This is a genomic window from Streptomyces sp. NPDC020362 (assembly GCF_040642095.1).
In the GTDB taxonomy this organism is placed as follows: Bacteria; Actinomycetota; Actinomycetes; order Streptomycetales; family Streptomycetaceae; genus Streptomyces.
Genome location: NZ_JBFAET010000052.1, coordinates 20651 through 43873 on the forward strand (window position 1 = coordinate 20651; position 23223 = coordinate 43873).

Below are 23223 nucleotides of genomic sequence, written 5' to 3' on the forward strand. Positions count from 1 at the left end.
TCGGCGGATGGACGGAGCTCGTTGGAGAAGCTTGCGACCAGGGGACGGATGGGACCGCGCAGTGCGGGGCTACGAGAGCCAGGAGCGAGAGCCGGCGGCTGACGTCGACCACCTCTCTCGGTTCGAGGCCGAGATGAAACGGCTGAAGACCGAGCGGGAAAAGGCGATCCAGCACGCCGAGGACCTCGGCTACCAGGTCGAGGTGCTGCGCGCCAAGCTGCACGAGGCGCGCCGCACCCTCATGACCAGGCCCGCCTACGACGGCGGTGACATCGGCTATCAGGCCGAGCAGTTGCTGCGCAATGCCCAGATCCAGGCGGATCAGCTGCGCCAGGACGCCGAGCGGGAGCTGAGCCAGGCCCGCGCGCAGACGCAGCGGATCCTGCAGGAGCACGCCGAGCAGGCCGCCCGGCTCCAGGCCGAGCTGCACCAGGAGGCGGTCACCCGCCGCCAGCAGCTGGACCAGGAACTGGCCGAGCGCCGGCAGACCGTCGAGTCCCACGTCAACGAGAACGTGGCGTGGGCCGAGCAGCTGCGCGCCCGCACGGAGTCCCAGGCGCGCAGGCTGCTGGACGAGTCCCGGGGCGAGGCCGAGCAGGCGATGGCCACCGCCCGCGCGGAGGCCGAGCGGCTGACCCGGGAGGCCCGGGAGCGGCTGCAGAACGACGCCGAGTCGGCCCGCAGCGAGGCCGACCAGATCCTGCGCCGCGCCCGCACGGACGCCGAGCGGCTGCTGAACGCCGCCTCCACCCAGGCCCAGGAGGCCACCGACCACGCCGAGCAGCTGCGCACCAGCACCGTCTCGGAGTCGGACGCCGCCCGCCGCCAGGCCACCGAGCTGAGCCGGGCCGCCGAGGAGCGCATGGCCCAGGCCGAGGAGGCGCTGCGCAAGGCGCAGTCCGAGGCCGAGAAGCTGGTCACCGAGGCCGAGCAGTCCGCCGCCAAGGCGCTGTCGAGCGCCGAGGCCGCCAACGAGACCCGGACCCGTACCGCCAAGGAGCAGGTCGCCCGGCTGGTCGAAGAGGCCACCAAGGAGGCCGAGACCACCAAGGCCGATGCCGAGCAGCTGGTCGCCGACGCCCGTGCCGAGGCCGAGAAGATCCTCGCGGAGGCCTCCGAGAAGGCCCGTACGGTCACCGCCGAGGAGAGCGCGACCCAGCTGTCCAAGGCCGCCAAGACCGCCGAGGACGTCCTGAACAGGGCGTCGGAGGAGGCCAAGAACACCACCAAGGCCGCCGCCGAGGAGGCCGAGCGGATCCGCACGGAGGCCGAGACCGAGGCGGACCGGCTGCGCGCCGAGGCGCACGACATCGCCGAGCAGCTCAAGGGCGCGGCGAAGGACGACACCAAGGAGTACCGCGCCAAGACGGTCGAGCTGCAGGAGGAGGCGCGCCGGCTGCGCGGCGAGGCCGAGCAGCTGCGTGCCGACGCGGTCGCCGAGGGCGAGTCGATCCGCGCCGAGGCCCGCCGCGAGGCGGTGGTGCAGATCGAGGAGGCGGCCAAGTCCGCCGAGGAGCTGCTGGCCAAGGCCAAGGCGGACGCAGACGAACTGCGCAAGACCGCGACGGCGGACAGCGAGAAGGTCCGCACCGAGGCCATCGAGCGGGCCACCACGCTGCGCCGGCAGGCCGAGGAGACCCTGGAGCGCACCCGCAAGGAGGCCGAGCGGCACCGCGCGGAGGCCACCGAGCAGGCCGAGTCGATCACGTCGGACGCCGAGCAGGCCGCGCGCGAGCTGCGCGAGGAGACCGAGCGCGCGGTCGAGGCGCGTCATGCCGAGGCCGCCGGGGAACTGACCCGGCTGCAGACGGAGACCCAGGAGCGGCTGGAGGCGGCCGAGCAGGCGCTCGTCGACGCCCGCGAGGAGGCGGCCCGGATCCGCCGCGAGGCCGCCGAGGAGGCCGAGCGGCAGCGCACCGAGTCCACCGAGCGGATCCGCACGCTCCGGCAGCAGGCCGAGGAGGAGGCCGAGCGGCTGCGCACGGAGGCCGCGTCGGACGCGTCGGCCTCGCGTGCCGAGGGCGAGGCCCTCGCCGTACGGCTGCGCTCGGAGGCCGCGGCCGAGGCCGAGCGGCTCAAGGCGGAGGCCCAGGACACCGCCGACCGCGTGCGCGCGGAGGCACAGGCAGCCGCCGAGCGGCTCGGCGCCGAGGCGTCCGAGACGCTGGCCGCCGCGCAGGAGGAGGCGGCCCGGCGCCGCCGCGAGGCCGAGGAACTCCTCGGTGCCGCACGCACCGAGGCCGACCAGGAGCGCGAGCGGGCCCGCGAGCAGAGCGAGGAGCTGCTGGCCTCGGCACGCAAGCGGGTGGAGGACGCGCAGGCCGAGGCGGTCCGCCTCGTGGAGGAGGCCGACCGGCGCGCCACCGAGATGGTGTCCGCCGCCGAGCAGCACGCCCAGCAGGTGCGCGACTCGGTCGCCGGGCTGCACGAGCAGGCGCAGGAGGAGATCACCGGGCTGCGCTCGGCCGCCGAGCACGCGGCGGACCGTACCCGTACGGAGGCCGAGGAGGAGGCGGACCGGGTCCGCGCCGACGCCTACGCCGAGCGGGAGCGGGCGAGCGAGGACGCCTCGCGGATCCGGCGGGAGGCCAACGAGGAGGCGGAGGCCGCCAGGGCGCTCGCCGAGCGTACGGTCGCGGAGGCGATCACGGAGTCCGACCGGCTGCGCTCGGACACGGCCGAGTACGCCCAGCGGGTCCGTACGGAGGCGTCGGACGCGCTCGCCGAGGCCGACCAGGCCGCGGCCCGCACCCGGGCGGACGCCCGCGAGGACGCCAACCGCATCCGTTCGGACGCGGCGGGCCAGGCGGACACGCTCATCACCGAGGCCCGCAACGAGGCGGAGCGGCTCCAGTCGGAGACCGTCGCCGAGGCCGACCGGGTCCGTGCCGAGGCCGTCGCGGGCGCCGAGCAGCTCGTCGCGGACGCCTCCGGCGACGCCGAGCGGCTGCGCGCCGAGGCCGCCGAGACGATCGGCTCCGCCCAGCAGCACGCCGAGCGGCTGCGCAGCGAGGCCGAGCGGGTCAGGGCGGACGCGCAGGCGGAGGCCGAGCGGCTCGTCAACTCAGCGCGCGAGGAGGCCGAGCAGACCCTCGACGGGGCCCGCAAGGACGCCAACAAGCGGCGTTCGGAGGCGGCCGAGCAGGTCGACACGCTCATCACGGAGACCACGGCCGAGGCGGACAAGCTGCTCACCGAGGCCCAGCAGCAGGCGCTGAAGACCACCGCGGACGCGGAGTCCCAGGCCGACACGATGGTGGGCGCGGCCCGCAGCGAGGCCGAGCGGATCGTCTCCGAGGCGACCGTCGAGGGCAACTCGCAGGTGGAGAAGGCCCGCACGGACGCGGACGAGCTGCTGGTCGGCGCCCGCCGGGACGCGACCGCCATAAGGGAGCGCGCGGAGGAGCTGCGCGACCGCATCACCTCCGAGATCGAGGAGCTGCACGAGCGGGCCCGGCGCGAGGCCGCGGAGACGATGAAGTCGACCGGCGACCGCTGCGACGCGCTCATCACGGCCGCCGAGGAACAGCTGGCCAAGGCGGAGGCGAAGGCCAAGGAGATGGTGTCGGAGGCCAGCTCCGAGGCGGGCAAGGTCCGTATCGCCGCCGTCAAGAAGGCGGAGGGGCTGCTCAAGGAGGCCGAGCAGAAGAAGGCCACGCTGATCAAGGAGGCCCAGGAGCTCAAGGCCGAGGCGATCCGCGAGGCCCGGCGCACGGTCGAGGAGGGCAAGCGCGAACTGGAGATCCTGGTGCGCCGGCGCGAGGACATCAACGCCGAGATCTCCCGTGTCCAGGACGTCCTGGAGGCGTTGGAGTCCTTCGAGGCCCCGTCGTCCGGCAAGGACGGCGGAGTCAAGGCGAGCGCCACGGTCGGCGCCCCCCGATCGGGTGGCAAGTCCTCGGACGGCTAGCGAAAGATGGCCGATTCCGTGTCTCCTGGGGAGCTTTGACCCACTATTTGGCAAGCCGTCCGGCGGTCAGCCACCCAAAAGAGGTGTCATTCTCCAGATCAAACACGTATCCGCTCGATGACACACCGCTTCGGCCCCTAGGATTCCCCCTATCACCTCACCGGTCTCTTTCGACAGGAACCCCATGAGCGACACTTCCCCCTACGGCTTCGAGCTTGTGCGGCGTGGGTACGACCGCGCTCAGGTGGACGAACGGATCTCCAAGCTCGTCTCCGACCGTGACAGCGCTCTCGCCCGCATCACCGCTCTGGAAAAGCGCATCGAAGAGCTCCACCTCGAGACGCAGAACGCCCAGGCCCAGGTGACCGACGCCGAGCCGTCGTACGCCGGTCTCGGTGCGCGTGTCGAGAAGATCCTGCGCCTCGCCGAGGAAGAGGCCAAGGATCTGCGCGAGGAGGCCCGGCGCGCGGCCGAGCAGCACCGCGAGCTCGCCGAGTCCGCGGCGCAGCAGGTCCGCAACGACGCAGAATCGTTCGCTGCAGAGCGCAAGGCGAAGGCCGAGGACGAGGGCGTCCGGATCGTCGAGAAGGCCAAGAGTGACGCCTCGCAGCTGCGGTCCGAGGCCCAGAAGGACGCGCAGTCCAAGCGCGAGGAGGCGGACGCCCTCTTCGAGGAGACGCGCGCCAAGGCCGCGCAGGCCGCCGCCGACTTCGAGACGAACCTGGCCAAGCGTCGCGAGCAGTCCGAGCGCGACCTGGCCTCGCGTCAGCAGAAGGCCGAGAAGCGCCTCGCGGAGATCGAGCACCGCGCCGAGCAGCTGCGCCTGGAGGCGGAGAAGCTGCGCACGGACGCCGAGCGCCGCGCCCGCCAGACGGTGGAGACGGCCCAGCGCCAGGCCGAGGACATCGTGGCCGACGCCAATGCCAAGGCCGACCGCATCCGCTCGGAATCCGAGCGCGAGCTGGCGGCGCTCACCAACCGCCGCGACAGCATCAACGCCCAGCTGACGAACGTCCGCGAGATGCTCGCGACGCTCACGGGCGCCGCGGTGGCCGCCGCCGGTTCGCCGGCCGAGGACGAGCCGATCTCCCGTGGGGTTCCCGCTCAGCAGTCCCGCTAGTCCGTAGCACGTTCACAGGCCCGTACCGTCTCCCCCGAAGGTACGGGCCTGTGGTGTACCAGCGGCAGGAACACCTCGTCGACGATCTCCACCAGCGCGGCCGGGGTCAGCGGCTCGCTGCGGCCTTCGACCGCACCTTCCTGTGGACGGCCCTCTTCACGTTCCTCGCGGCCGGCGTCGCGCTCCTGCTCCCCGCCCGGCAGCAGGAGGCGAGCCGGGTGCCCGCTCAAGTGGCAGCCCCCGAACCGCGGTCTTAGCGTGGCCGCATGATCGAGCTGGAGGGGCTGTCCAAGCGGTACGGCGAGAAACTTGCGGTCGACAACCTCACCTTCGCCGTGCGGCCAGGCATCGTGACCGGGTTCCTCGGGCCCAACGGTGCCGGGAAGTCCACGACCATGCGCATGATCCTCGGGCTCGACCGGCCCACCTCCGGGGACGTCCGGATCGACGGCAGGCACTACGACCGGCTGAGGGATCCGCTCACGTACATCGGTGCCCTGCTGGACGCGAAGGCCGTGCACGGCGGGCGCACCGCCTACAACCATCTGCTCTGCCTCGCGCAGAGCAACGGGATCCCGGACCGGCGGGTGGCCGAGGTGCTGGACGCCGTCGGGCTCACCGCCGTGGCGAAGAAGAAGGCCAAGGGGTTCTCGTACGGCATGGGCCAGCGGCTCGGCATCGCGGCCGCGCTGCTCGGCGATCCGCGGATCCTCATGTTCGACGAGCCGGTCAACGGCCTCGACCCCGAGGGCATCCACTGGATCCGGAACCTGATGAAGTCGCTGGCCGCACAGGGCCGGACGGTGTTCGTGTCGAGTCATCTGATGAGCGAGATGGCGCTGACCGCCGACCACCTGGTGGTCATCGGCCAGGGACGGCTGCTGGCCGACACCTCCATGGCCGGCTTCATCCGGCAGCACTCGCGCAGTTACGTACGGATCCGTTCGCCGCAGCGCGAGCGGCTCACGGACGTGCTGCACGAGGCCGGGATCACCGTCGTCGAGGCGGGCGGCGGCACGCTGGAGGTGGAGGGCGGCAAGGCCGAGCGGATCGGGGAGCTGGCCACACAGCACGGCATCGTGCTGCACGAGCTGAGCCCCCAGCAGGCCTCGCTGGAGGAGGCGTTCATGCAGTTGACGGCGGAGTCGGTGGAGTACCACGCGCACGCCGGACCCACTCCCGTGCCGCAGGACTGGGGCGCCGGCTGGAAAGGGGCCTGACCCATGGCGGCCGTGCAGGTCATCCGGTCCGAATGGACCAAGATCCGGTCCGTCGCGTCGACGGTGTGGACGCTGTCGCTGGCCGTGGTGGTCACGGTCGCCCTCGGCATGCTCATCTCCGCGCTGTCGAGGAGCCAGTACGAGAACATGCCGCTGCGCGAGCGGATCTCCTTCGACCCCACCGTGATCAGCTTCGCGGGCATGACCCTCGGCCAGCTCGCCATGATCGTGTTCGGGGTGCTCGTCGTGTCGAACGAGTACAGCACCGGCATGATCCGTGTCTCGCTCGCCGCCGTACCCCAGCGCGGCACCTTCCTGTTCAGCAAGATCGCCGTGGCCGCCGCGCTCGCGCTGGTCGTCGGCATGGTCACCAGCTTCGCCGCGTTCTTCCTCGGCCAGGCGATGCTCGGTCCGCTCGGCACCGGGATCGGCGAAACCGGGGTGCTGCGCGCGGTGCTCGGCGGCGGACTGTACATGACCCTGATCGCGATGTTCTCCATGGGCGTCGCCGCGATGCTGCGCTCGCCGATGCTCTCGCTCGGCATCCTGATGCCGTTCTTCTTCCTGATCTCCAACATCCTCGGCAACGTGGACGCGACGAAGAAGCTCGGCCGGTTCCTGCCCGACCAGGCCGGCAGCCGCATCATGCAGGTGGTGCCGAGGATCGGCGACGACACGCCCTACGGCCCCTGGGGCGGGCTCGGGATCATGGCCCTGTGGGTGATCGCGGCGGTGGCAGGCGGTTACGTCCTGCTCAAGCACCGGGACGCCCAGTAGATGTCCGTCCACGCTTCGTGATGCTCTGGCTTTACTTTCTTTTGGGCGGAACCGTCAGCGCCCGGATATCCTCCTAACCCTTACGGGGGCGTGTGCCCCGCTGTCCTGAACCTTTCGATGGGTGCGGAGCATGATCGAGGCTGTAGGCCTGACAAAGCGCTACGGCGACAAGACCGCCGTGTACAACCTTTCCTTCCAGGTGCGACCGGGAGCCGTGACCGGCTTCCTCGGGCCCAACGGCTCGGGCAAGTCGACGACGATGCGGATGATCCTCGGGCTGGACAACCCGACGTCCGGCGCGGTGACCATCGGCGGCTACCCGTACCGCAAGCTCCCCAACGCTCCCCGCCAGGTCGGTGCGCTGCTCGACGCCAAGGCGGTGCACGGCGGCCGCGCCGCCCGCAACCACCTGCTGAGCCTCGCCCAGCTGTCGGGCATCCCGGCCCGGCGGGTCGACGAGGTACTCGGGGTCGTCGGTCTGCAGGAAGTGGCGAAGAAGCGCTCCAAGGGCTTCTCCCTCGGCATGGGCCAGCGCCTCGGCATCGCCGCCGCGCTGCTCGGCGACCCCCAGGTGCTGCTCTTCGACGAGCCGGTCAACGGCCTCGACCCCGAGGGCATCCTGTGGGTCCGCAACCTGATGAAGGCCTTGGCGGCCGAGGGCCGTACGGTCTTCGTCTCCTCTCACCTGATGAGCGAGATGGCGCTGACCGCCGACCACCTCATCGTGATCGGGCGCGGTCAGCTGCTCGCCGACATGAGCATCAAGGACTTCATTTCGGCCAACTCCGCCGACTTCGCTCGCGTGCGCACCCCCGACACCGAGCCCCAGCTGCGCGAGAAGCTGACCTCCGCGCTCACCGAGGCCGGCGGCCATGTGCTGCCCGAGCAGGACGGCGCGCTGCGCGTGACCGGGCTGCCGCTTCCCCGCATCAGCGACCTCGCGCACGAGGCGGACGTACGGCTGTGGGAGCTGTCGCCGCACCAGGCCTCGCTGGAGGAGGCGTACATGCGCATGACGCAGGGCGCCGTCGACTACCGCTCGACCATCGACCAGAAGGCGGGCCTCCAGCAGCCCCTTCCGCCGGGCGCCCAGCCGCCCATGCCGGTCCCCGGTCAGGGCCAGCCGGGCTGGTACGCCCCGCCGCCGCCCCAGCAGGGCCAGCCGTTCACGATGCCGACGCCGCCCTCGGGACCGTACGGCGGTGCTCCCGCGGGCGCGTACGGCGCTCCCGGCGCAGGAGCCCCCAACCCGTACGCCGCACCCCCCACGCAAGCCCCTCAGGCCCCTCAGGGGCAGGCTCCGGCAGCCGCTGCCCCGGTCGCCGCTCCTCCGGCTCCCGCAGCCCCGCCGTCCCAGCCCGCTCCCGCGGCCCCCGCCGTAGACACGACCAAGCCCGAGGACGCCCGATGAGCACCCAGCAGCCCCCGATGCCGCAGGCACCTTCAGCCTCCCCCGCTGAGTGGCAGGCGGCGCCCGGTGGTCCCCACCCCGGCTACAGCTCGCCGATCCCGGTCGTGCGTACCCACCTCGGGCACGCGCTGGCCTCCGAGTGGACCAAGATCAAGTCGGTCCGTTCGACGATGTGGACGCTCGGTGTCTTCATCCTGCTCGTGGTCGGCATCGGCCTGCTGACCGGTGTCGCGGTCCGCGGCTCCAGCTCCGACCTGTCCGGCCAGACCGTGCTGAGCCTCGGCTTCTTCGGCGTGCTGATCGGCATCATGTGCATCATCACGCTCGGCGTGCTGACCACGGCGTCCGAGTACGGCACGGGCATGATCCGTACGACCATGACCGCCTGCCCCAGCCGGGGCCGGGTGCTGGCCGCCAAGTCGATCGTGTTCTTCGTCCTCGCCTTCGTGGTGACGCTGGCCACCGTGTCGTTCGTGGCGATGGTGCAGACGTCCATGCTGAAGGGCCACGGCGCGAGCAGCCCGTCCACCGGGGAGTGGCTGAAGGCCACGTTCGGCATCAGCCTCTACATCGCTCTGCTCGGGCTGGTCTCGCTGCTGATCGGCTCGGTCATCCGGCACTCGGCGGGCGCCATCACGATCATGATCGGCGCGGTGCTCGCGCCGCTGGTGATCGCGCTGTTCATGAACGCCTCGTCGCTCCAGTCGGTGCAGAAGGCACTGCTCGAGTACTCGATCCCGAGCCAGATGGGCGTCTTCTACGACAACACCCTGAGCCACTCCGGCCCGTCGGGCTGGGACCCGCTGTGGATCATCCTGGGCGTGACGGCGGCCGCGTACGCCGGCGCCTACGCGCTGCTGCAGAACCGGGACGTGTAGCTCAGAACCTCGGCGCGTTACGGGACCGCTGCACCCGGGTGGTGCGGCGGTCCTTCGCGTTCCAGCAGGCCTTGTGCCAGTGGCGGCGGTCGTCGACGCCCGCGTGCTCCGGCCAGGCCACCACGTGCGGAACGGCGGAGGGGATCAGCTGGTCGCACCCGGGGCAGCGGTAGGTCTTGCCCTCGGCGCTCGCCCCGGCGACATGGCGCACGTTCCACTCCTCGCCCTGCCAGCTCTCCGAGGACTGCCAGCCGCCGTACCGGCCGGCCGAGTCGTCCTCGGCACTGTGCCCGGACGATCCGGCTGCCTTCGGTCGGTTGCGACGCGGGGACACGGGACACCTCTCGGGGCTATACAGGGAGCACGGTTCCCGTCCAGCCTACGCGGCACTCGCAGGGGTACACGGGGCGCACCGATCCTCACAAGTCCCCCCTCGGGGCGGCCCATTCTGCAGACAATCCGCAAATCTCCCCGCCAGGCCGTGTCCTCGGCACGTGTCAGACGGTTATGCGGGTGGGGGAGCTCCGGGTCGGAGCCAAGGAAGCAGGAATGCGATGCACGTAGGAAGTTTTTTGCTGGCGGCCCAGTTCCCGGGCCAGGGCCCCGGTGAAGCCCTGTACCGGGCGGTCCGCTCGGCCGAGGTCTCCGAGGAGGCCGGACTGGACGCGGTGTGGCTGGCCGAGCACCACTTCGTGCCGTACGGCACATGCCCGTCCGCGGTCACCCTGGCCGCCTTACTGCTCGGCCGCACCCGGCGTATCCACGTCGGCACGGCGGTCAGCGTACTGCCCACCGCGCACCCGGTCGCCCTCGGCGAGCAGGCCGCGCTGCTGCACCTGACGAGCGGCGGGCGGTTCACGCTGGGCGTCGGGCGCGGCGGACCGTGGGTGGACCTCGAGGTGTTCGGCGCGGGTGTCGGCGCGTACGAGCACGGGTTCCCGGAATCACTCGATCTGCTGGTGCGCTGGCTGCGCGAACCGTCCGTCTCGGCCTCGGGTGAACGGTTCTCCTTCCGTGAGGTACCCGTCGTGCCCCGCCCCTCGGAGGGGCTGACGGAGACCCCGGGTCCGGAGGTCGTGGTCGCCTGCACCTCGCCGGGGAGCGTGCGGCTGGCCGCCGAGCGCGGTCTGCCGATGCTGCTCGGCATGCACGTCGGGGACGAGGAAAAGGCCGAGATGGTCGCCCTCTGGCGGCAGTTCGCGCGGGCCGCGGGCCGCCCGCCCGAGGAGATCGCCGGCGCGGCCCATGTCTCCGCCGGGGTCTGCCAGATCGCGGACCGGCGCACCGACGCGGCGGAGACACTGCTGAAGGCGATGCCGGGCTGGCTCAAGCAGGGCCTGGACGCCCATGTGACCGTCGACGGCCGCAGCCGCGCGATGCGCGATCCGCTCGCCTACACCGAACTGCTCTGCGGGCTGCACCCGGTGGGCACGCCACGGCTCGCCGCCGACCGGCTCGCGGCCACGTCGGAGCGCACCGGGATCTCCCGCTTCGCCCTGCTCGTCGAGGGCTCGGGCGACCTCGCGGCGACGGAGGAGAACCTGCGGCGCCTGGGTGCCGAGGTGCTGCCCCAGCTGCGCTGACGGGCCGCCGACTCCCTTTCCGCATGGGGGGCTTGCCGCCCCAGTACTGAATGCACCTCCCGCGGGTGGAGCGGCAAGCAAGCGGCTCGCTGCCCGGGCAGCACGCGTGCCGCGGTCAGCAGTCCCGAAGCTCCGGCGACTGGTTCAGCAGCTGGTTGCGCACCGAGGTGAAGCGGGCGAGCGTCTCGTCCACCGAGGCGTCCAGCGGGAAGACCGCCACCCGGTGGCAGTTCTGGAAGGCCAGCCGCACACCGAAGTGCCGCTGCAGCGCGCCGCGGATGGCGTCACTCGCGAGCGCACGCAGCAGCTGACCGCGTGCCTGCTCGTCCGGCGGGGGCGTCTGGTTGTCGGCGAAGGGGCCGCCGTCAACCTTCAGCTGGGCCACCAGGGAGCTGATCATCTCCCACGCATAGGGCAGGGAGGTCCGGACGCAGTCGACGAATGCTGCTTCGTCGACCTCGCCTCGCTCGGCCTGTTCGAGTAGGGCCGGTGAGACGTCGAGCGACATGGGTTCTCCTCTCGCACCCCCGTTGAGCAGGGGTTGCCGGACAGATGGCGGAGTTCGCGATACCGAACACGCTCCGTACACACATCGCGACCTCCCGTTCCCTACGGTAGGCAACCGTCGGTGACCGCACCAGCAGAATACGTATATGGAACGGTCCCTTTAGGCGCACAATCGGCCAGGGATGAACAAGAGTTTCCAGGGATAAATGGGGTGGCCCGACGGACAGCGGTGGTCGGCGGGGACGGTCGGGACGAGGGCGAATCGCGCCCACCCGTGGGTGTCGAGTAGCGTTGCCGACCATGCGTCTCGTCATTGCCCGCTGCTCGGTCGACTACGCCGGCCGGCTCACCGCCCACCTGCCCTCGGCGCCTCGACTGATCCTGGTCAAGGCGGACGGCAGCGTCTCCATCCACGCGGACGACCGGGCCTACAAGCCCCTCAACTGGATGTCGCCGCCCTGCACGTTGAAGGAGGGAACGGGCGACGAGGAGGGTGTGTGGACCGTCGTCAACAAGGCAGGCGAGAAACTGATCATCACCATGGAGGAGATCCTCCATGACTCCTCGCACGAACTCGGCGTGGATCCGGGTCTGATCAAGGACGGCGTGGAAGCACACCTCCAGGAACTGCTCGCCGACCGCATCGAGACACTCGGCGAGGGCTACACGCTCATCCGCCGCGAGTACATGACGGCGATCGGCCCGGTGGACATCCTGTGCCGGGACGCCGAGGGCCAGACCGTCGCCATCGAGATCAAGCGACGCGGCGAGATCGACGGCGTGGAGCAGCTCACCCGCTATCTCGAACTGCTCAACCGCGACCCGCATCTCGCCCCGGTCCGCGGCGTCTTCGCCGCCCAGGAGATCAAGCCGCAGGCCCGGGTCCTCGCAACGGACCGCGGCATCAACTGCCAGATCCTGGACTACGACGCCCTGCGCGGCATCGAGGACGACAAGCTCCGGCTGTTCTGACCCGAACACTCCGCCACGCCGGGCCCGCGTCCGACATCGAACCTGCGCCCGGCATCGCACCTGCATCCGGCATCGGGGCCTGCAGGCAGCAAACCTGCATCCGGCATCGGTCCTGCGTGCAGTGCACCGGCGTCCGGCGCAGGGGCTGCACCCGGCAGACACCTGCATCCGACATCGAACCTGCGCCCGGCATCACACCTGCATCCGGCATCGGGGCCTGCACGCAGCGCACCTGCGACCGATATCGACCTGCGTGCGTCGCACCTGCGCCGGCGTCGGGCCTGCACCCGGCATCGCACCTGCACCGGGCACCAGGCCTGCGGCCCTCCTCATCGAGCCGGCACCCCAGTTCCCGCCGCGACGGCGCTCCGCCGGTACGGCGGTGACCGGCGGTGCCGAGCCGGCCCGGGCCCGTGGGGCACCGCCGGTCCCACAGCAACCGGCACCGTCGGCCCACACCGTCATGGTCGGGCGAAGCCGGCGCGCAGAGGTGTTCGCGCCGATCCGCTAGATCACCGCACCGGTGCCGCTCGGCGTCCCGACGCCCGTGCTCTGCGGTGCGCTCGCCGAGTTGCTGGAGGCGGGCGACGACGAACCTGCCGTCGTACCCCCGGTCGTGCCGGCACTGGTCCCCCCGGTGGTTCCGCCGTCGTTGCCGCCGGTGGTTCCGCCTCCCGTGGTTCCGCCTCCCGTGGTCGTGCCGCCCGTGGTTCCGCCGTCGGTGCCGCCGGTGGTCCCGCCGTTCGTGCCTCCCGTGGTGCCGCCGGTGGTCCCGCCGTTGGTGCCGCCTCCCGTGGTCGTGCCGCCCGTCGGCCCACCCGTCGTGCCGCCGGTGGACCCGCCCGTGGAGCCACCGGTGCTTCCGCCGGTCGAGCCGCCACCCGGCGAGCTGGACGACCCCGACGGCTTGGGCGACTTGGAAGGTGAGCCCGAGGTCTTGCCACCGGACGGCTTGACGCTCTCGGAGGGCCGGACGGTGGCCGACGGCGACGTCGGATCGTCCGACGTGCCGTAGGTGCCGTCGGGGCCGGGGTTCGTCGGGCTGCTGGTGGGCCTTGCGGTGCTGCCGCCCACGTCGTCGTTCTGCTTCGGGTCCGCGCCCAGGCCGCCGTCGTCCGTGCCCTGGCTCGCGGACGGGACGTCGACCTTGCCGGCCGGGTTCTTGCCCGCGTTCTGGTCGGACGTCATCCCGAGGGTGACGACCGTGCCGAGAACCGCGGCGAGCAGGGCCCCGGAGCCGGCCGCGACCATGTTGCGGCGGGCCAGGCGGCGGATGCCGCTCAGGGACGTGCGGGCCGGGGCCTGACGGGTGACCAGAGTGTCGTCGGCTGGCGTGTACAGCGGCGGGAAGGGAGTCGGCAGCGCGCCGGGAGGGAGCGCCGACTCCTCGTGGCGGGCGTCGGGTACCTCCTCGCCCACCATCGGTGCGGCCGCGTCTCCCGTGAGGTCGGCGACCAGCGCCAGGGCGCGGCGCCCGGCGACCGTACCCCGCTTGTCGGCGAGCGCCCCGCGCAGGCCGCCGGACGTCTCCAGCTCGGCACGGGCCCGGTCGAGCTGCCCGCCGCAGAGTGCGAGGATGCCCAACTCGTGATGGAAGTAGGCCTGTTCGGAGACCTCGCCGGAGAGCCGGGAGGCCTCAGCGCCGGAGCGCAGCGCCCGCTCCCAGGCGCTCCAGTGCAGTCCGGCGGCGAAGGCGGGCGCGGCCGTGCGCGCGAGCCGTACCGCACAGCTGTCCTCGCCCCCGGCAGGGTGTGCCGTGTCCGGCACCGCCATCGCGAGTGCGGCGAGGACCGCGTCGGCCTCGGCGCACACGCGCTCGGGGGCGACCGAGGGGTGTCCGGTCCACCAGGTGTAGTGCTCGGCGGCGGTGAGGGCCCGGGCGGGGGCGTCGGCGGCGTACCCGGCGGCCTCCAGCTGGGTCTGTACGCCGGCCGCGAGGCGGTAGCGGGAGCCGACCGGGGAGATCAGTCCGCAGCCGGCGAGTTCGCCGAGCGCGGCATCCGCGTGGGTGTCGCCGACCAGCGCGGGCAGATGCGCCTGGTGCGGCACCTCGCCGCCGAGGGCGACCGCGAAGCGGAGGGCCGTGCGGGCGGAGGCGCTGAGCCGGGAGGCCAGCAGCGGGGCGGGCGCGGCCGCCTCGCCGAGGGAGGGCAGCGGGACGTCCTCCGTCTCCGCCGCGTCCAGGGGCTCCTCGACGGGCGGTCGTACGTCCTCGAAGACGCCGTACGCGTCGACGGCCCCGGTGCTGGCCCGCAGGCTGTCGCGCTGCCGGAGCAGGGCGCCGGCCTGCACGAACCGCAGGGGCAGTCCCTCGGACTCGAACCACAGGTCGCCGGCCCAGTTGGCCTCGTCCTCGGTGAGGACACGGCCGACGGCCCGCTCCAGGATCTCCACGCCGGAGGCGCGGTCCAGGCCGGTGAGGAAGACCTCCTCGACATCGGCATCGGCGGACGGCGCGGGCACGTGCGGAGTGGCGCCGAGCAGAAAGGCGCACTCGGGGGTGGCGGCGAGCAGTTCGTCCAGGGCGGCGCCGCCGAGCTCCAGGTCGTCCACGACCACGACCGCACCGATCTCGGCGACCAGTTCGAGCAGCTGGTCCCGTTCGGGCCGGTACCGGGGGGCGTCGTAGACGGCGTGGAAGAGGTCGTGGAGAAGATCGGCGGCCGTGCGGCGGAAGCCGGTGAGCCGGACCACGCCGTCGGGGGCGAGGTCGAAGCAGTCCTCGGCGACGAGGTCGAGCAGGGCGGTGCGGCCGGAGCCGCCGGGGCCGGTGAGGCGGACGGAACGGCCGCGGGCGAGCAGCCGGACCAGGCGCTCGCGCTCGTCCTGGCGTTCCAGGAGGGAGAGCGCGGGCTGCGCCGGGCCGGGCGGCACCGGTGGCCGGGCGGCGCGCTCGGTCTCGGTGCGCTCGGCCGAGGTGCGCTTGCGGGGCCGGTCCGGCCGTTCGAGTGGCGGGCAGGGCTCTATCTCGCTGCCGTCGACGGGGTTGACGGTCAGCAGGAAGCCGCCGGAGACGAGTCGCGCCGTGCGGGCCGGCCCGGGTGTGCCCTGGCCGAAGTCGGAGTTGAGGGATTCCCGGGGCGGACGGCGGCCCGGAGCCTGGCCGTGCTCCTCGGGTCCCGGAGTGATCGGGTCCATGGGTTCAAACCCCCCAAAAGCGTCGTGTGCCCTTGATTACCGGCCCCTCCCGGCCTGCTGCACACCGCGCTGTCGCTTCTGGTCCGGGCCCGCTCGAGGGTTGCGAGGCTGCGGGCGACCGAACCCTAAACCTTTGCACAGTATCTACGACAGGGCGGGGTGCCGCGCGGTCCGAGACATCACAGTCCGGTGAGGATTGCCCCCGACGTGCGGTTCGGCAGCTGCGTCCGGGTCTCACCCGTCGCCCGGTGCACACCCGGGCTACGCGTCACACCCGGGGTGCCGACTCCGCCCCGATGCCGCCCTCGATGGCGAGGATGCGGTGCAGCCGCGTGGCCACCAGGAGGCGCTGCATCTGCGGCGGGACGCCGCGCAGCACCAGGCGGCGACCGCAGCGGCCGGCCCGTCGGTGGGCTCCCATGATCACCCCGAGTCCGGTGGCGTCCCAGGAGTCCAGCTCGGACAGGTCGAGCACCAGGTCGCCGACTCCGTCGTCGACCGCCGAGTGCAGGGCCGTACGGGCGTCCGCCGCGCTGCGGACGTCGAGGCGGCCCCCGACGACCAGCTCGGCGTGGTCGCCCCTGATGTACATATGCGCTCCCCGTTGAATGCGGTGGCGTACTCCATGACGGTGCTGTGCAACCTCTGACTGCCTTTGCGGCAGTACGGTTGCTGTTTGTAAGCGAACCGATACCGAATTCACCCCCTGGAGTGAAACTCCCGGGGCGCTTCTCCGGTCGGATGCGGATCAGTACTTGTAGAAGCCCTGCCCGCTCTTGCGCCCGATGTCACCGGCATCCACCATCCGGCGCATCAGCTCCGGCGGGGCGAACTTCTCGTCCTGGCACTCGGTGTAGATGTTGCCGGTGGCGTGCAGCAGGATGTCCACGCCGGTCAGGTCCGCGGTGGCCAGCGGGCCCATGGCGTGGCCGAAGCCCAGCTTGCAGGCGAGGTCGATGTCCTCGGCCGTGGCGACGCCGGACTCGTACAGCTTGGTCGCCTCGACCACCAGGGCCGAGATGAGACGGGTCGTGACGAAGCCGGCCACGTCCCGGTTGACGACGATGCAGGTCTTGCCGACCGACTCGGCGAACCGCCGTGCGGTGGCCAGGGTTTCGTCGCTGGTCTTGTAGCCGCGGACCAGCTCGACGAGCTGCATCATCGGCACCGGCGAGAAGAAGTGCACACCGACGACCCGCTCGGGGTGCTCGGTGGCCGCCGCGATCTTGGTGATCGGGATGGCGGAGGTGTTGGAGGCGAGCACGGTGTCCTCGCGCACGAGCTTGTCGAGCGTGCGGAAGATCTCGTGCTTGACCTCGAGCTTCTCGAAGACGGCCTCGACGACGATGTCGGCGTCGGCGGCGGCGTCCAGGTCGGTGGTCGTGGTGATGCGGCCGAGGGCGGCCTCGGCGTCGCGCGCCTCCAGCTTGCCCTTGCCGACGAACTTGTCGTACGAGGCCTTGATGCCGTCGGTGCCCCGCTTGAGCGCCTCGTCGGTGACGTCGCGCAGGACGACGTCCCAGCCCGCCTGTGCGGCGACCTGGGCGATACCGGATCCCATGAGACCGGCCCCGATGACGGCGAGCTTCCCTGCCACTCCGACTCCCTGAACGCTGTTGACGTCTGCCTCTTCGGCGGACCATAGCGCTCCGGAGCCGCTGTGTGACCGGTAAGTAACGCGCGTCACGTCTCAATTGACGGACATCACACCGGCAGGGGTCAGGGCGCGTCTCGGACGGCGTAGTTGAGGACCTTTTCGCTCAACAGGTCCTCGATGTCATCGAGGAGGTCGAGCACCTCTCGTGATACTTCGCGCGGTTCGCGCCCCTTGACCATCTCGCGTGAGATGACCGCCATGACCGCACTGTGCGCCCAGCCGATCTGACCGGCCATCAGGGTCGGCAGGTCGTCACCGTCCGCCGCACCGGTCTCCTCGCGCAGGGCCTGCTCCAGGTTGGCCTGCACCTCCTGGGCGATGGCCCACAGCCGGGAACGCAGCGCGGGGGTCTCCTCGACGACCTTCATGAAGCTCGCGTACCCGGGGATCAGGCCGACCCGGGGGGAGACCGCCTCGACCTCCTCGCGCAGCTCGCGCAGGACCGCGCCGACCGCGGACTCTCCGGCGGGGCGGCCCCGCACCCAGCGGGCGAGCCGGTCGACCATACCGGCGGAGCGGTCGAAGAAGAGATCCTCCTTCGCCGGGAAGTAGTTGTAGACGGTGTTGACGGAGACGTTCGCCGCCTCGGCGATCTCCGCGACCGTCACGGCATCGAAGCCGCGCTCGAGGAACAGACCCGTGGCGACGTCCGAGATGTACTGCCTGGTCTGCCGTTTCTTCCGCTCCCTGAGCCCCTCAGCCATGCCCGCATCCTAGCTTCGCTGGGTCTGCTGAAAACTTGGGGTCATTGCAAAATTTCAATGTCTCTGTTTTTCTGGGGGCATGGCAGCAGTCATCAGCGCGGCCGGACTGGCCCGCACCTTCCTGACGAAATCCGGCCCCGTGGAGGCCGTACGGTGCATCGACCTCACCGTCCGCGAGGGCGAGATCCTCGGCTTCCTCGGACCCAACGGCGCCGGCAAGACGACCACCCTTCGGATGCTCACCACGTTGCTGAAACCCACCGGAGGCGCGGCCACCGTCGCCGGCCACGACCTGGCCGCCGACCCGGCCGGAGTGCGCCGGGCCTGCGGCTACGTCGCCCAGTCCGGCGGGGTGGACCCGCAGATCACGGTCCGGGAGGAGCTGGTCACCCAGGGCCGGATGTACCGCCTGGCGAAGGCCGAGGCGGTCGACCGGGCCACGGAACTCGCCCGGGACCTGGACCTCACCGGGCTGCTCGACCGGAAAACGGCCGCGCTCTCCGGCGGCCAGCGCCGCCGCCTGGACATCGCGATGGCGCTCACCCACCGGCCGAAGGTGCTCTTCCTGGACGAGCCGACGACCGGCCTCGACCCGGGCAGCCGCGCCGACCTGTGGGACCTGGTCCGCCGGCTGCGCGACGCGCACGGCACGACCGTCTTCCTGACCACCCACTACCTGGACGAGGCCGACGCCCTCGCCGACCGGCTCGTGATCGTCGACCACGGCGTGGTCGCGGCCGAGGGCACGCCGGGCGCGCTCAAGCTGGCGCACGGCGGCTCGGTCGACGCCACCCTCCAGGACACGTTCCTCGCCATCACCGGCCGCGGCCCCGCCCCGGCCGACGCCGCCCCCGTCGCCGTGTAGGACCGCCCGGCAAGGCCGCCCGACAGGCTCGCCCGTTAGGACCCGCCCACATGCTTGTGCACGACACGGCCCTCGTCTACGGCCGCTATCTCCGCCAGTCCCTGCGCTCCCGCTTCGCCCTGCTCTTCGGCGTGCTGACCCCGCTGCTGTATCTCCTCTTCTTCGGCCCCCTGCTCACCGGCCTGCCACTGGGCGAGGAGGGCAGCTCCTGGCAGGTTCTGGTGCCCGGACTGCTGCTCCAACTCGGCTTGTTCGGGGCGCTGTTCGCGGGGTTCACGGTGATCATGGAGAACGCCCAGGGGGTGGTGGAACGGATGCGCGTCACCCCTGTCAGCCGCCTCGCGCTGCTCCTCGGCCGGGTGCTGCGGGACGCCACCGTCTTCGTCTTCCAGGCGGTGCTGCTGGTGCTCGCCGCGGTGGCGATGGGCCTGCGCGCGCCCCTGCCGGGCGTCCTGATCGGGTTCGCGTTCGTCGCCCTGCTCACGCTCTCGCTGGCCTCGCTGTCGTACGCGATGGCGATGAAGGTCCGCACCCCGCAGGAGTTCGGTCCGCTGATCAACGCGGTGTCGATGCCGTCGATGCTGCTGTCCGGGCTGATGCTGCCGATGACGCTCGCCCCCGCCTGGCTGGACGTGCTCTCGCACTTCGTCCCGTTCCGCTACCTGGTGGACGCGGTGCGCGACGCGTACGTCGGCCGGTACACGAGTGCACACATGCTCTACGGCTCGCTCGTGGCCGTGGGCTTCGCCGTGCTGGCCGTGACGGTGGGCACACGTGTGTTCCGGACGGCCGGAGCGTAACTACGCTGGCCACATGGTCAATCTGACGCGCATCTACACCAGGACCGGCGACCAGGGCACCACCGCCCTCGGCGACATGAGCCGGGTCGCCAAGACCGACCTCAGGATCTCGGCCTACGCCGACGCCAACGAGGCCAACGCGGTGATCGGCACCGCGATCGCGCTGGGCGGGCTGGACGACGAGGTCGTCACGGTCCTCACCCGCGTCCAGAACGACCTGTTCGACGTGGGCGCGGACCTGTCGACGCCGGTCGTGGAGAACCCGGAGTTCCCGCCGCTGAGGGTCGAGCAGTTCTACGTCGACAGGCTGGAGGCGGACTGCGACCGCTTCAACGAGCGGCTGGAGAAGTTGCGCTCCTTCATCCTCCCCGGCGGTACACCCGGCGCGGCCCTGCTGCACCAGGCCTGCACGGTGGTCCGCCGGGCCGAGCGCTCCACCTGGGCGGCCCTGGAGGTGCACGGTGAGCACATGAACCCGCTCACCGCGACCTACCTCAACCGCCTCTCCGACCTGCTGTTCATCCTGGCGAGGACCGCCAACAAGGAGACCGGGGACGTCCTCTGGGTGCCGGGCGGGGAGCGCTGAGCCCTTCTGCGCCCGGTTCCGGCTAGACGCCGGTGCGACCGTCGGCCATCTCGCGCAGGATGTCGAGATGGCCGTTGTGCCGGGCCGTCTCCTCGACGAGGTGCAGCAGGATCCAGCGGAGGTCGAGCGCGCTGCCGTCGTCCCGCTTCCGCTGCGCCTTGGTGTCCAGGTCGTGCGCCGCGACCAGTTCGTTGTGGCGCGCGGACTGCTCGGCGTACTCGGCTAGCAGCCGGGACAGCGGGACGTCGACGGCGATGCGCATCTCGCGGTCGGGGTCCTCGTCGGTCCAGGGTCCCTCGTCCTCCTCGCCGAGGAAGACGACCCGGAACCAGTAGTACTCGACCCAGCGCAGATGGCTGATCAGACCGCTCAGGGTCATCAGCGGCGAGCCGGGGAGGAGAGCCTTGCGGGCGTCCTCGTCGGAGAGTTCCTCGCACTTGGCGCGCGCGGTGGCGCGGACGTAGTCGAGGAAGGTGGTCAGCTGGGTGCGCTCGTCCCAGGCGGGAGGCGTGTCAGTCCGTGTCATTGCCGGGATGATCGCTCAGCGCGCTCGGTCCCCGCGAGCGCTTTTTCACCGGCCCCGCCCCGGGGCTCCCGCTTCGGGAACAGCGTGTAACTGACGGCGACGACCACGTTGATGCCGATCAGCCACAGCATGCGCTGCTGCCACGTCCGCAGCGAGCCGGTGTCGCCGTCGCCCCCGACGTACCAGACCGCGCCCTGCAGCAGAGCCATGGCGACGACCGCGGCCAGGATCCAGCGGCCCGCGACCTTCCACTCGTGGACGGCGCGTGCCGTGCCGTACTTCGGCGCCCGAGCGGGCGGCGGACCGCCGGCGAAGCGGTGGGCGACCCGGGCGTCGGCCCACTTGACCGTGGAGTGGCCGAGGCCGACGGTGAAGCCGATGTACACGGCGGCCAGACCGTGCCGCCAGTCGGGTTCCGCGCCGTTCTTGAGGTCGATCGCGGTCACGGTGAACAACACGACCTCCAGCAGCGGCTCGCACAGCAGCAGGGCGAGGCCGAGGCGGGGCATCCGGAACGCGTACCGGAAGGCCAGCCCCGCGGCCAGCAGGACCCAGAACGCCACCTCACAGGCGATGATCAACCCGACGATCACGGTTCACTCCCTTCGCTCACCCCTCCAGGCTCGCCTGGGCCGGTGCCCGGGTCATCGTCGCCCCGGGCGAAGTCGCCGTAATCGAAAGTTGCAGTCCAGGACCGTTCCCGGGGAGCAGGCGAAGCGGCCGCGGGCCGTGTTGGATGGGGGTCATGTCCCTCGCACTGCCCCGCCCGCACCGTGACGACCTGCGCATCGCCGTGGGCGGGCTGCTCGGCGGGGTGCTGCTGTGGGTGCTCGGCATCCACCCGCGCGTGGCCTCGGACAGCCTCGTGCTGTGGCACGCGTCCTGGGCGCCGCTGGCGCCGCTCGCGGTCACCGCCGCCTGCGAGCCGCTGCGCCGCATCCGGCCCCGCCTCGGCCTGTTGGTCGGCACCGCCGCACTGGTCCTTGACACGGTGACGCTGGGCAACGTCGTCACGATCGTGCTGTACACCGACCTGATGTACGCGGCCGTCCTGTACGGCAGCCCCGCCGCCGCCCGTCGCCTCCCCTGGGTCACCGGCATGCTGACGGTCCTCGGCGGAGTCGTGCCCGCCGCCCTCTGGCGCGACCCGCAGGGCCTGCTGATCGGGGTGGGCGTCGGCGTGGTCGCGTTCGCGCCCGCCTCCACCGGCTGGGTGGTGCGCAACCACCGCGACGCGGCCGAGGCCGCCCGGCTGCACGCCGAACAGACCGCGCTGCTCGCCGAGCTGGACCGGACCCAGGCGGTCACCGCCGAACGGTCCAGGTTCGCACGGGAGTTGCACGACATGGTCGCCAACCATCTCTCCGCGATCGCCATCCACTCCACGGCCGCGCTCTCCCTCGACGACCCGAAGACCTCGAAGGACGCCCTGGCCGTCATCCGGGAGAACAGCGTCGAGGGGCTGGCCGAGATGCGGCGGCTGATCGGCATCCTGCGGGACAGCTCCGGCGACCACGAGCCCGCCGCGTCCCCCACCCTCGACGGACTCGGCACCCTGGTGGACGGCGCCCGCGCCAACGGCCTGGACGTCACCCTCGACACCAGCCACGACAGTGTGCCCGCGCCGGTCGAGCTGGCCGCCTACCGGATCGTGCAGGAGTCACTGACCAATGCCCTGAAACACGCGGCGCCGGGGCGCGTCCACGTCAGCCTCGGCAGGCACGGCAGCGCCCTGCACGTGCGGGTGACCAGCCCCTATCGGGCCGGCGACACTCCACGCGCGCCCGGCTCCGGCTCCGGTCTGACCGGGATGCGGGAGCGGGCCGCACTGCTCGGCGGCAGTTTCACGGCGGGGCCCGAGGAAGGCCGCTGGTCCGTGTGCGCCACCCTTCCGCTCACCGAAGGAGATCTCGCATGAACCGCGCCATCCGGGTCCTGGTCGCCGAGGACCAGTCCGCCGTCCGCGCCGGGCTGGTGCTCATCCTGGGCAGCGCGCCCGACATCGAGGTGGCCGGGGAGGCGGCGGACGGCAAGCAGGCCGTGGAGCTGGCCCGGGAGCTGCGGCCGGATCTCGTCCTGATGGACGTGCAGATGCCACGCCTGGACGGAGTGTCGGCGACCCGGCAGATAGTCGCCGAGCAGACCGCGGACGTGCTGGTGCTGACCACCTTCGACCTCGACGAGTACGTGTTCGGGGCGCTGCGGGCGGGTGCGGCCGGTTTTCTGCTGAAGAACACCGAGGCGACGGACCTGCTCCAGGCGGTGCGGACGGTGGCGCGCGGGGAGGGGATCGTGGCACCGGCGGTCACCCGGCGGCTGATCGCCGAGTTCGCCGCGAAGCCGGTGCGCCGGCCGACGGCCGATCCGGCCGTGCTGGACGGTCTCACCCGGCGCGAGCGCGAGGTGCTGTCGTGCATCGGCGAGGGGCTGTCCAACGCCGGGATCGCGGAGCGTCTGGAGATGGCGGAGGGCACGGTGAAGACGCACGTCAGCCGTCTGCTGAACAAGCTGGAGCTGCGCAGCCGGGTCCAAGCGGCCGTGCTGGCGCAGGAGTTGGGGATCTAGCGGG

Annotated in this window: 22 protein-coding genes; 14 read left to right on the top strand and 8 right to left on the bottom strand. The window is 71.7% G+C overall.

What is annotated here, in order from left to right; all coding sequences use genetic code 11:
- The first annotated feature begins 61 nt into the window (after positions 1-61).
- The 7 genes from scy (at position 62) to AB0H32_RS20515 (ending at position 9316) form a co-directional block, all read left to right on the top strand.
- The gene (gene scy / locus AB0H32_RS20485) at positions 62-3910 is read left to right on the top strand and encodes a polarized growth protein Scy (protein WP_361122273.1); all 3849 of its coding nucleotides are present in this window, start codon (positions 62-64) and stop codon (positions 3908-3910) included.
- Between the two features lie 184 nt (positions 3911-4094).
- The gene (locus tag AB0H32_RS20490; protein WP_361122276.1) at positions 4095-5030 is read left to right on the top strand and encodes a cellulose-binding protein; all 936 of its coding nucleotides are present in this window, start codon (positions 4095-4097) and stop codon (positions 5028-5030) included.
- Between the two features lie 50 nt (positions 5031-5080).
- Positions 5081-5287 (top strand): hypothetical protein, encoded by a 207-nt coding sequence (locus AB0H32_RS20495; protein WP_361122279.1) that lies wholly within the window; start codon positions 5081-5083, stop codon positions 5285-5287.
- Positions 5288-5296: 9 nt separating this feature from the next.
- Complete coding sequence (locus AB0H32_RS20500; protein WP_361122282.1) at positions 5297-6250, top strand: ATP-binding cassette domain-containing protein; 954 nt, start codon at positions 5297-5299, stop codon at positions 6248-6250.
- 3 nt (positions 6251-6253) lie between these two features.
- Positions 6254-7027 carry an ABC transporter permease gene (locus AB0H32_RS20505; RefSeq protein ID WP_361122285.1) on the top strand — a complete coding sequence of 258 codons (774 nt, stop codon included), beginning with the start codon at positions 6254-6256 and terminating at the stop codon, positions 7025-7027.
- 130 nt (positions 7028-7157) lie between these two features.
- A complete protein-coding gene (locus AB0H32_RS20510) occupies positions 7158-8438 on the top strand; it encodes an ABC transporter ATP-binding protein (protein ID WP_361122288.1) in 1281 nt (426 codons plus the stop codon).
- A complete protein-coding gene (locus AB0H32_RS20515) occupies positions 8435-9316 on the top strand; it encodes an ABC transporter permease (RefSeq protein WP_361122291.1) in 882 nt (293 codons plus the stop codon). The genes AB0H32_RS20510 and AB0H32_RS20515 overlap by 4 nt, the downstream gene beginning before the upstream one ends.
- A 1-nt stretch (position 9317) precedes the next feature.
- Here AB0H32_RS20515 and AB0H32_RS20520 read toward each other — a convergent pair whose 3' ends face one another.
- Entirely contained in the window at positions 9318-9650 is a 333-nt protein-coding gene (locus tag AB0H32_RS20520) for an ATP/GTP-binding protein (protein ID WP_361122294.1), read from the bottom strand.
- Between the two features lie 220 nt (positions 9651-9870).
- Between AB0H32_RS20520 and AB0H32_RS20525 the strand changes: the two genes are divergently transcribed.
- Positions 9871-10899 (top strand): LLM class flavin-dependent oxidoreductase, encoded by a 1029-nt coding sequence (locus AB0H32_RS20525; RefSeq protein ID WP_361122296.1) that lies wholly within the window; start codon positions 9871-9873, stop codon positions 10897-10899.
- A 115-nt stretch (positions 10900-11014) separates the two neighbouring features.
- On the opposite strand, the gene AB0H32_RS20530 is transcribed toward AB0H32_RS20525, so the two are convergent.
- Positions 11015-11407 (bottom strand): SCO5389 family protein, encoded by a 393-nt coding sequence (locus tag AB0H32_RS20530; RefSeq protein WP_014675028.1) that lies wholly within the window; start codon positions 11405-11407, stop codon positions 11015-11017.
- 299 nt (positions 11408-11706) lie between these two features.
- Between AB0H32_RS20530 and nucS the strand changes: the two genes are divergently transcribed.
- Positions 11707-12378, top strand: a complete 672-nt coding sequence (nucS, locus tag AB0H32_RS20535) for an endonuclease NucS (protein ID WP_361122300.1) — start codon at positions 11707-11709, stop codon at positions 12376-12378.
- Positions 12379-12885: 507 nt separating this feature from the next.
- Here the strand turns inward: nucS and AB0H32_RS20540 are convergent.
- From AB0H32_RS20540 to AB0H32_RS20555, 4 genes are all read right to left on the bottom strand, one after another.
- Positions 12886-15516, bottom strand: a complete 2631-nt coding sequence (locus tag AB0H32_RS20540; RefSeq protein WP_361122303.1) for an ATP-binding protein — start codon at positions 15514-15516, stop codon at positions 12886-12888.
- Positions 15517-15784: 268 nt separating this feature from the next.
- Entirely contained in the window at positions 15785-16108 is a 324-nt protein-coding gene (locus AB0H32_RS20545) for an STAS domain-containing protein (protein WP_067300662.1), read from the bottom strand.
- A 156-nt stretch (positions 16109-16264) separates the two neighbouring features.
- The gene (locus AB0H32_RS20550) at positions 16265-17113 is read right to left on the bottom strand and encodes a 3-hydroxyacyl-CoA dehydrogenase family protein (protein WP_361122306.1); all 849 of its coding nucleotides are present in this window, start codon (positions 17111-17113) and stop codon (positions 16265-16267) included.
- A gap of 122 nt (positions 17114-17235) precedes the next feature.
- The gene (locus tag AB0H32_RS20555) at positions 17236-17877 is read right to left on the bottom strand and encodes a TetR/AcrR family transcriptional regulator (RefSeq protein ID WP_361122310.1); all 642 of its coding nucleotides are present in this window, start codon (positions 17875-17877) and stop codon (positions 17236-17238) included.
- 79 nt (positions 17878-17956) lie between these two features.
- On the opposite strand from AB0H32_RS20555, the gene AB0H32_RS20560 reads away from it, so the two are divergent.
- Genes AB0H32_RS20560 through AB0H32_RS20570 form a run of 3 tightly spaced genes read left to right on the top strand, consistent with a single transcriptional unit; the run spans position 17957 to position 20128 of the window.
- Positions 17957-18742, top strand: coding sequence for an ATP-binding cassette domain-containing protein (locus tag AB0H32_RS20560; protein WP_361122313.1), 786 nt, complete (start codon positions 17957-17959; stop codon positions 18740-18742).
- A 50-nt stretch (positions 18743-18792) separates the two neighbouring features.
- A complete protein-coding gene (locus AB0H32_RS20565) occupies positions 18793-19542 on the top strand; it encodes an ABC transporter permease (protein WP_361122316.1) in 750 nt (249 codons plus the stop codon).
- 13 nt (positions 19543-19555) lie between these two features.
- Complete coding sequence (locus AB0H32_RS20570) at positions 19556-20128, top strand: cob(I)yrinic acid a,c-diamide adenosyltransferase (protein WP_361122319.1); 573 nt, start codon at positions 19556-19558, stop codon at positions 20126-20128.
- Positions 20129-20150: 22 nt separating this feature from the next.
- On the opposite strand, the gene AB0H32_RS20575 is transcribed toward AB0H32_RS20570, so the two are convergent.
- Positions 20151-20654: a DinB family protein gene (locus tag AB0H32_RS20575; RefSeq protein ID WP_361122322.1), complete on the bottom strand. Its 504-nt coding sequence runs from the start codon at positions 20652-20654 to the stop codon at positions 20151-20153.
- On the bottom strand, positions 20651-21247 hold the full coding sequence (locus AB0H32_RS20580) for a hypothetical protein (protein WP_361122325.1): 597 nt from the start codon (positions 21245-21247) through the stop codon (positions 20651-20653). Before AB0H32_RS20580 ends, AB0H32_RS20575 begins: the two co-directional genes overlap by 4 nt.
- Positions 21248-21399: 152 nt before the next feature.
- Between AB0H32_RS20580 and AB0H32_RS20585 the strand changes: the two genes are divergently transcribed.
- Both AB0H32_RS20585 and AB0H32_RS20590 read left to right on the top strand, forming a co-directional pair.
- Positions 21400-22572: a histidine kinase gene (locus AB0H32_RS20585; protein ID WP_361122328.1), complete on the top strand. Its 1173-nt coding sequence runs from the start codon at positions 21400-21402 to the stop codon at positions 22570-22572.
- Complete coding sequence (locus AB0H32_RS20590; RefSeq protein WP_361122331.1) at positions 22569-23219, top strand: response regulator transcription factor; 651 nt, start codon at positions 22569-22571, stop codon at positions 23217-23219. Before AB0H32_RS20585 ends, AB0H32_RS20590 begins: the two co-directional genes overlap by 4 nt.
- Positions 23220-23223: the final 4 nt, after the last annotated feature.

Excerpts from the sequence above, each read along its gene's own strand:
- AB0H32_RS20585 (WP_361122328.1), top strand. The coding sequence starts at position 21,400 with ATGTCCCTCGCACTGCCCCGCCCGCACCGTGACGACCTGCGCATCGCC.
- AB0H32_RS20510 (WP_361122288.1), top strand. The coding sequence starts at position 7,158 with ATGATCGAGGCTGTAGGCCTGACAAAGCGCTACGGCGACAAGACCGCC.
- AB0H32_RS20575 (WP_361122322.1), bottom strand. The coding sequence starts at position 20,654 with ATGACACGGACTGACACGCCTCCCGCCTGGGACGAGCGCACCCAGCTG.
- AB0H32_RS20555 (WP_361122310.1), bottom strand. The coding sequence starts at position 17,877 with ATGGCTGAGGGGCTCAGGGAGCGGAAGAAACGGCAGACCAGGCAGTAC.
- nucS (WP_361122300.1), top strand. The coding sequence starts at position 11,707 with ATGCGTCTCGTCATTGCCCGCTGCTCGGTCGACTACGCCGGCCGGCTC.
- AB0H32_RS20530 (WP_014675028.1), bottom strand. The coding sequence starts at position 11,407 with ATGTCGCTCGACGTCTCACCGGCCCTACTCGAACAGGCCGAGCGAGGC.
- AB0H32_RS20540 (WP_361122303.1), bottom strand. The coding sequence starts at position 15,516 with ATGGACCCGATCACTCCGGGACCCGAGGAGCACGGCCAGGCTCCGGGC.
- AB0H32_RS20525 (WP_361122296.1), top strand. The coding sequence starts at position 9,871 with ATGCACGTAGGAAGTTTTTTGCTGGCGGCCCAGTTCCCGGGCCAGGGC.
- AB0H32_RS20500 (WP_361122282.1), top strand. The coding sequence starts at position 5,297 with ATGATCGAGCTGGAGGGGCTGTCCAAGCGGTACGGCGAGAAACTTGCG.
- AB0H32_RS20490 (WP_361122276.1), top strand. The coding sequence starts at position 4,095 with ATGAGCGACACTTCCCCCTACGGCTTCGAGCTTGTGCGGCGTGGGTAC.
- AB0H32_RS20545 (WP_067300662.1), bottom strand. The coding sequence starts at position 16,108 with ATGTACATCAGGGGCGACCACGCCGAGCTGGTCGTCGGGGGCCGCCTC.
- AB0H32_RS20570 (WP_361122319.1), top strand. The coding sequence starts at position 19,556 with ATGGTCAATCTGACGCGCATCTACACCAGGACCGGCGACCAGGGCACC.
- AB0H32_RS20560 (WP_361122313.1), top strand. The coding sequence starts at position 17,957 with ATGGCAGCAGTCATCAGCGCGGCCGGACTGGCCCGCACCTTCCTGACG.
- AB0H32_RS20515 (WP_361122291.1), top strand. The coding sequence starts at position 8,435 with ATGAGCACCCAGCAGCCCCCGATGCCGCAGGCACCTTCAGCCTCCCCC.
- AB0H32_RS20590 (WP_361122331.1), top strand. The coding sequence starts at position 22,569 with ATGAACCGCGCCATCCGGGTCCTGGTCGCCGAGGACCAGTCCGCCGTC.
- AB0H32_RS20565 (WP_361122316.1), top strand. The coding sequence starts at position 18,793 with ATGCTTGTGCACGACACGGCCCTCGTCTACGGCCGCTATCTCCGCCAG.
- AB0H32_RS20505 (WP_361122285.1), top strand. The coding sequence starts at position 6,254 with ATGGCGGCCGTGCAGGTCATCCGGTCCGAATGGACCAAGATCCGGTCC.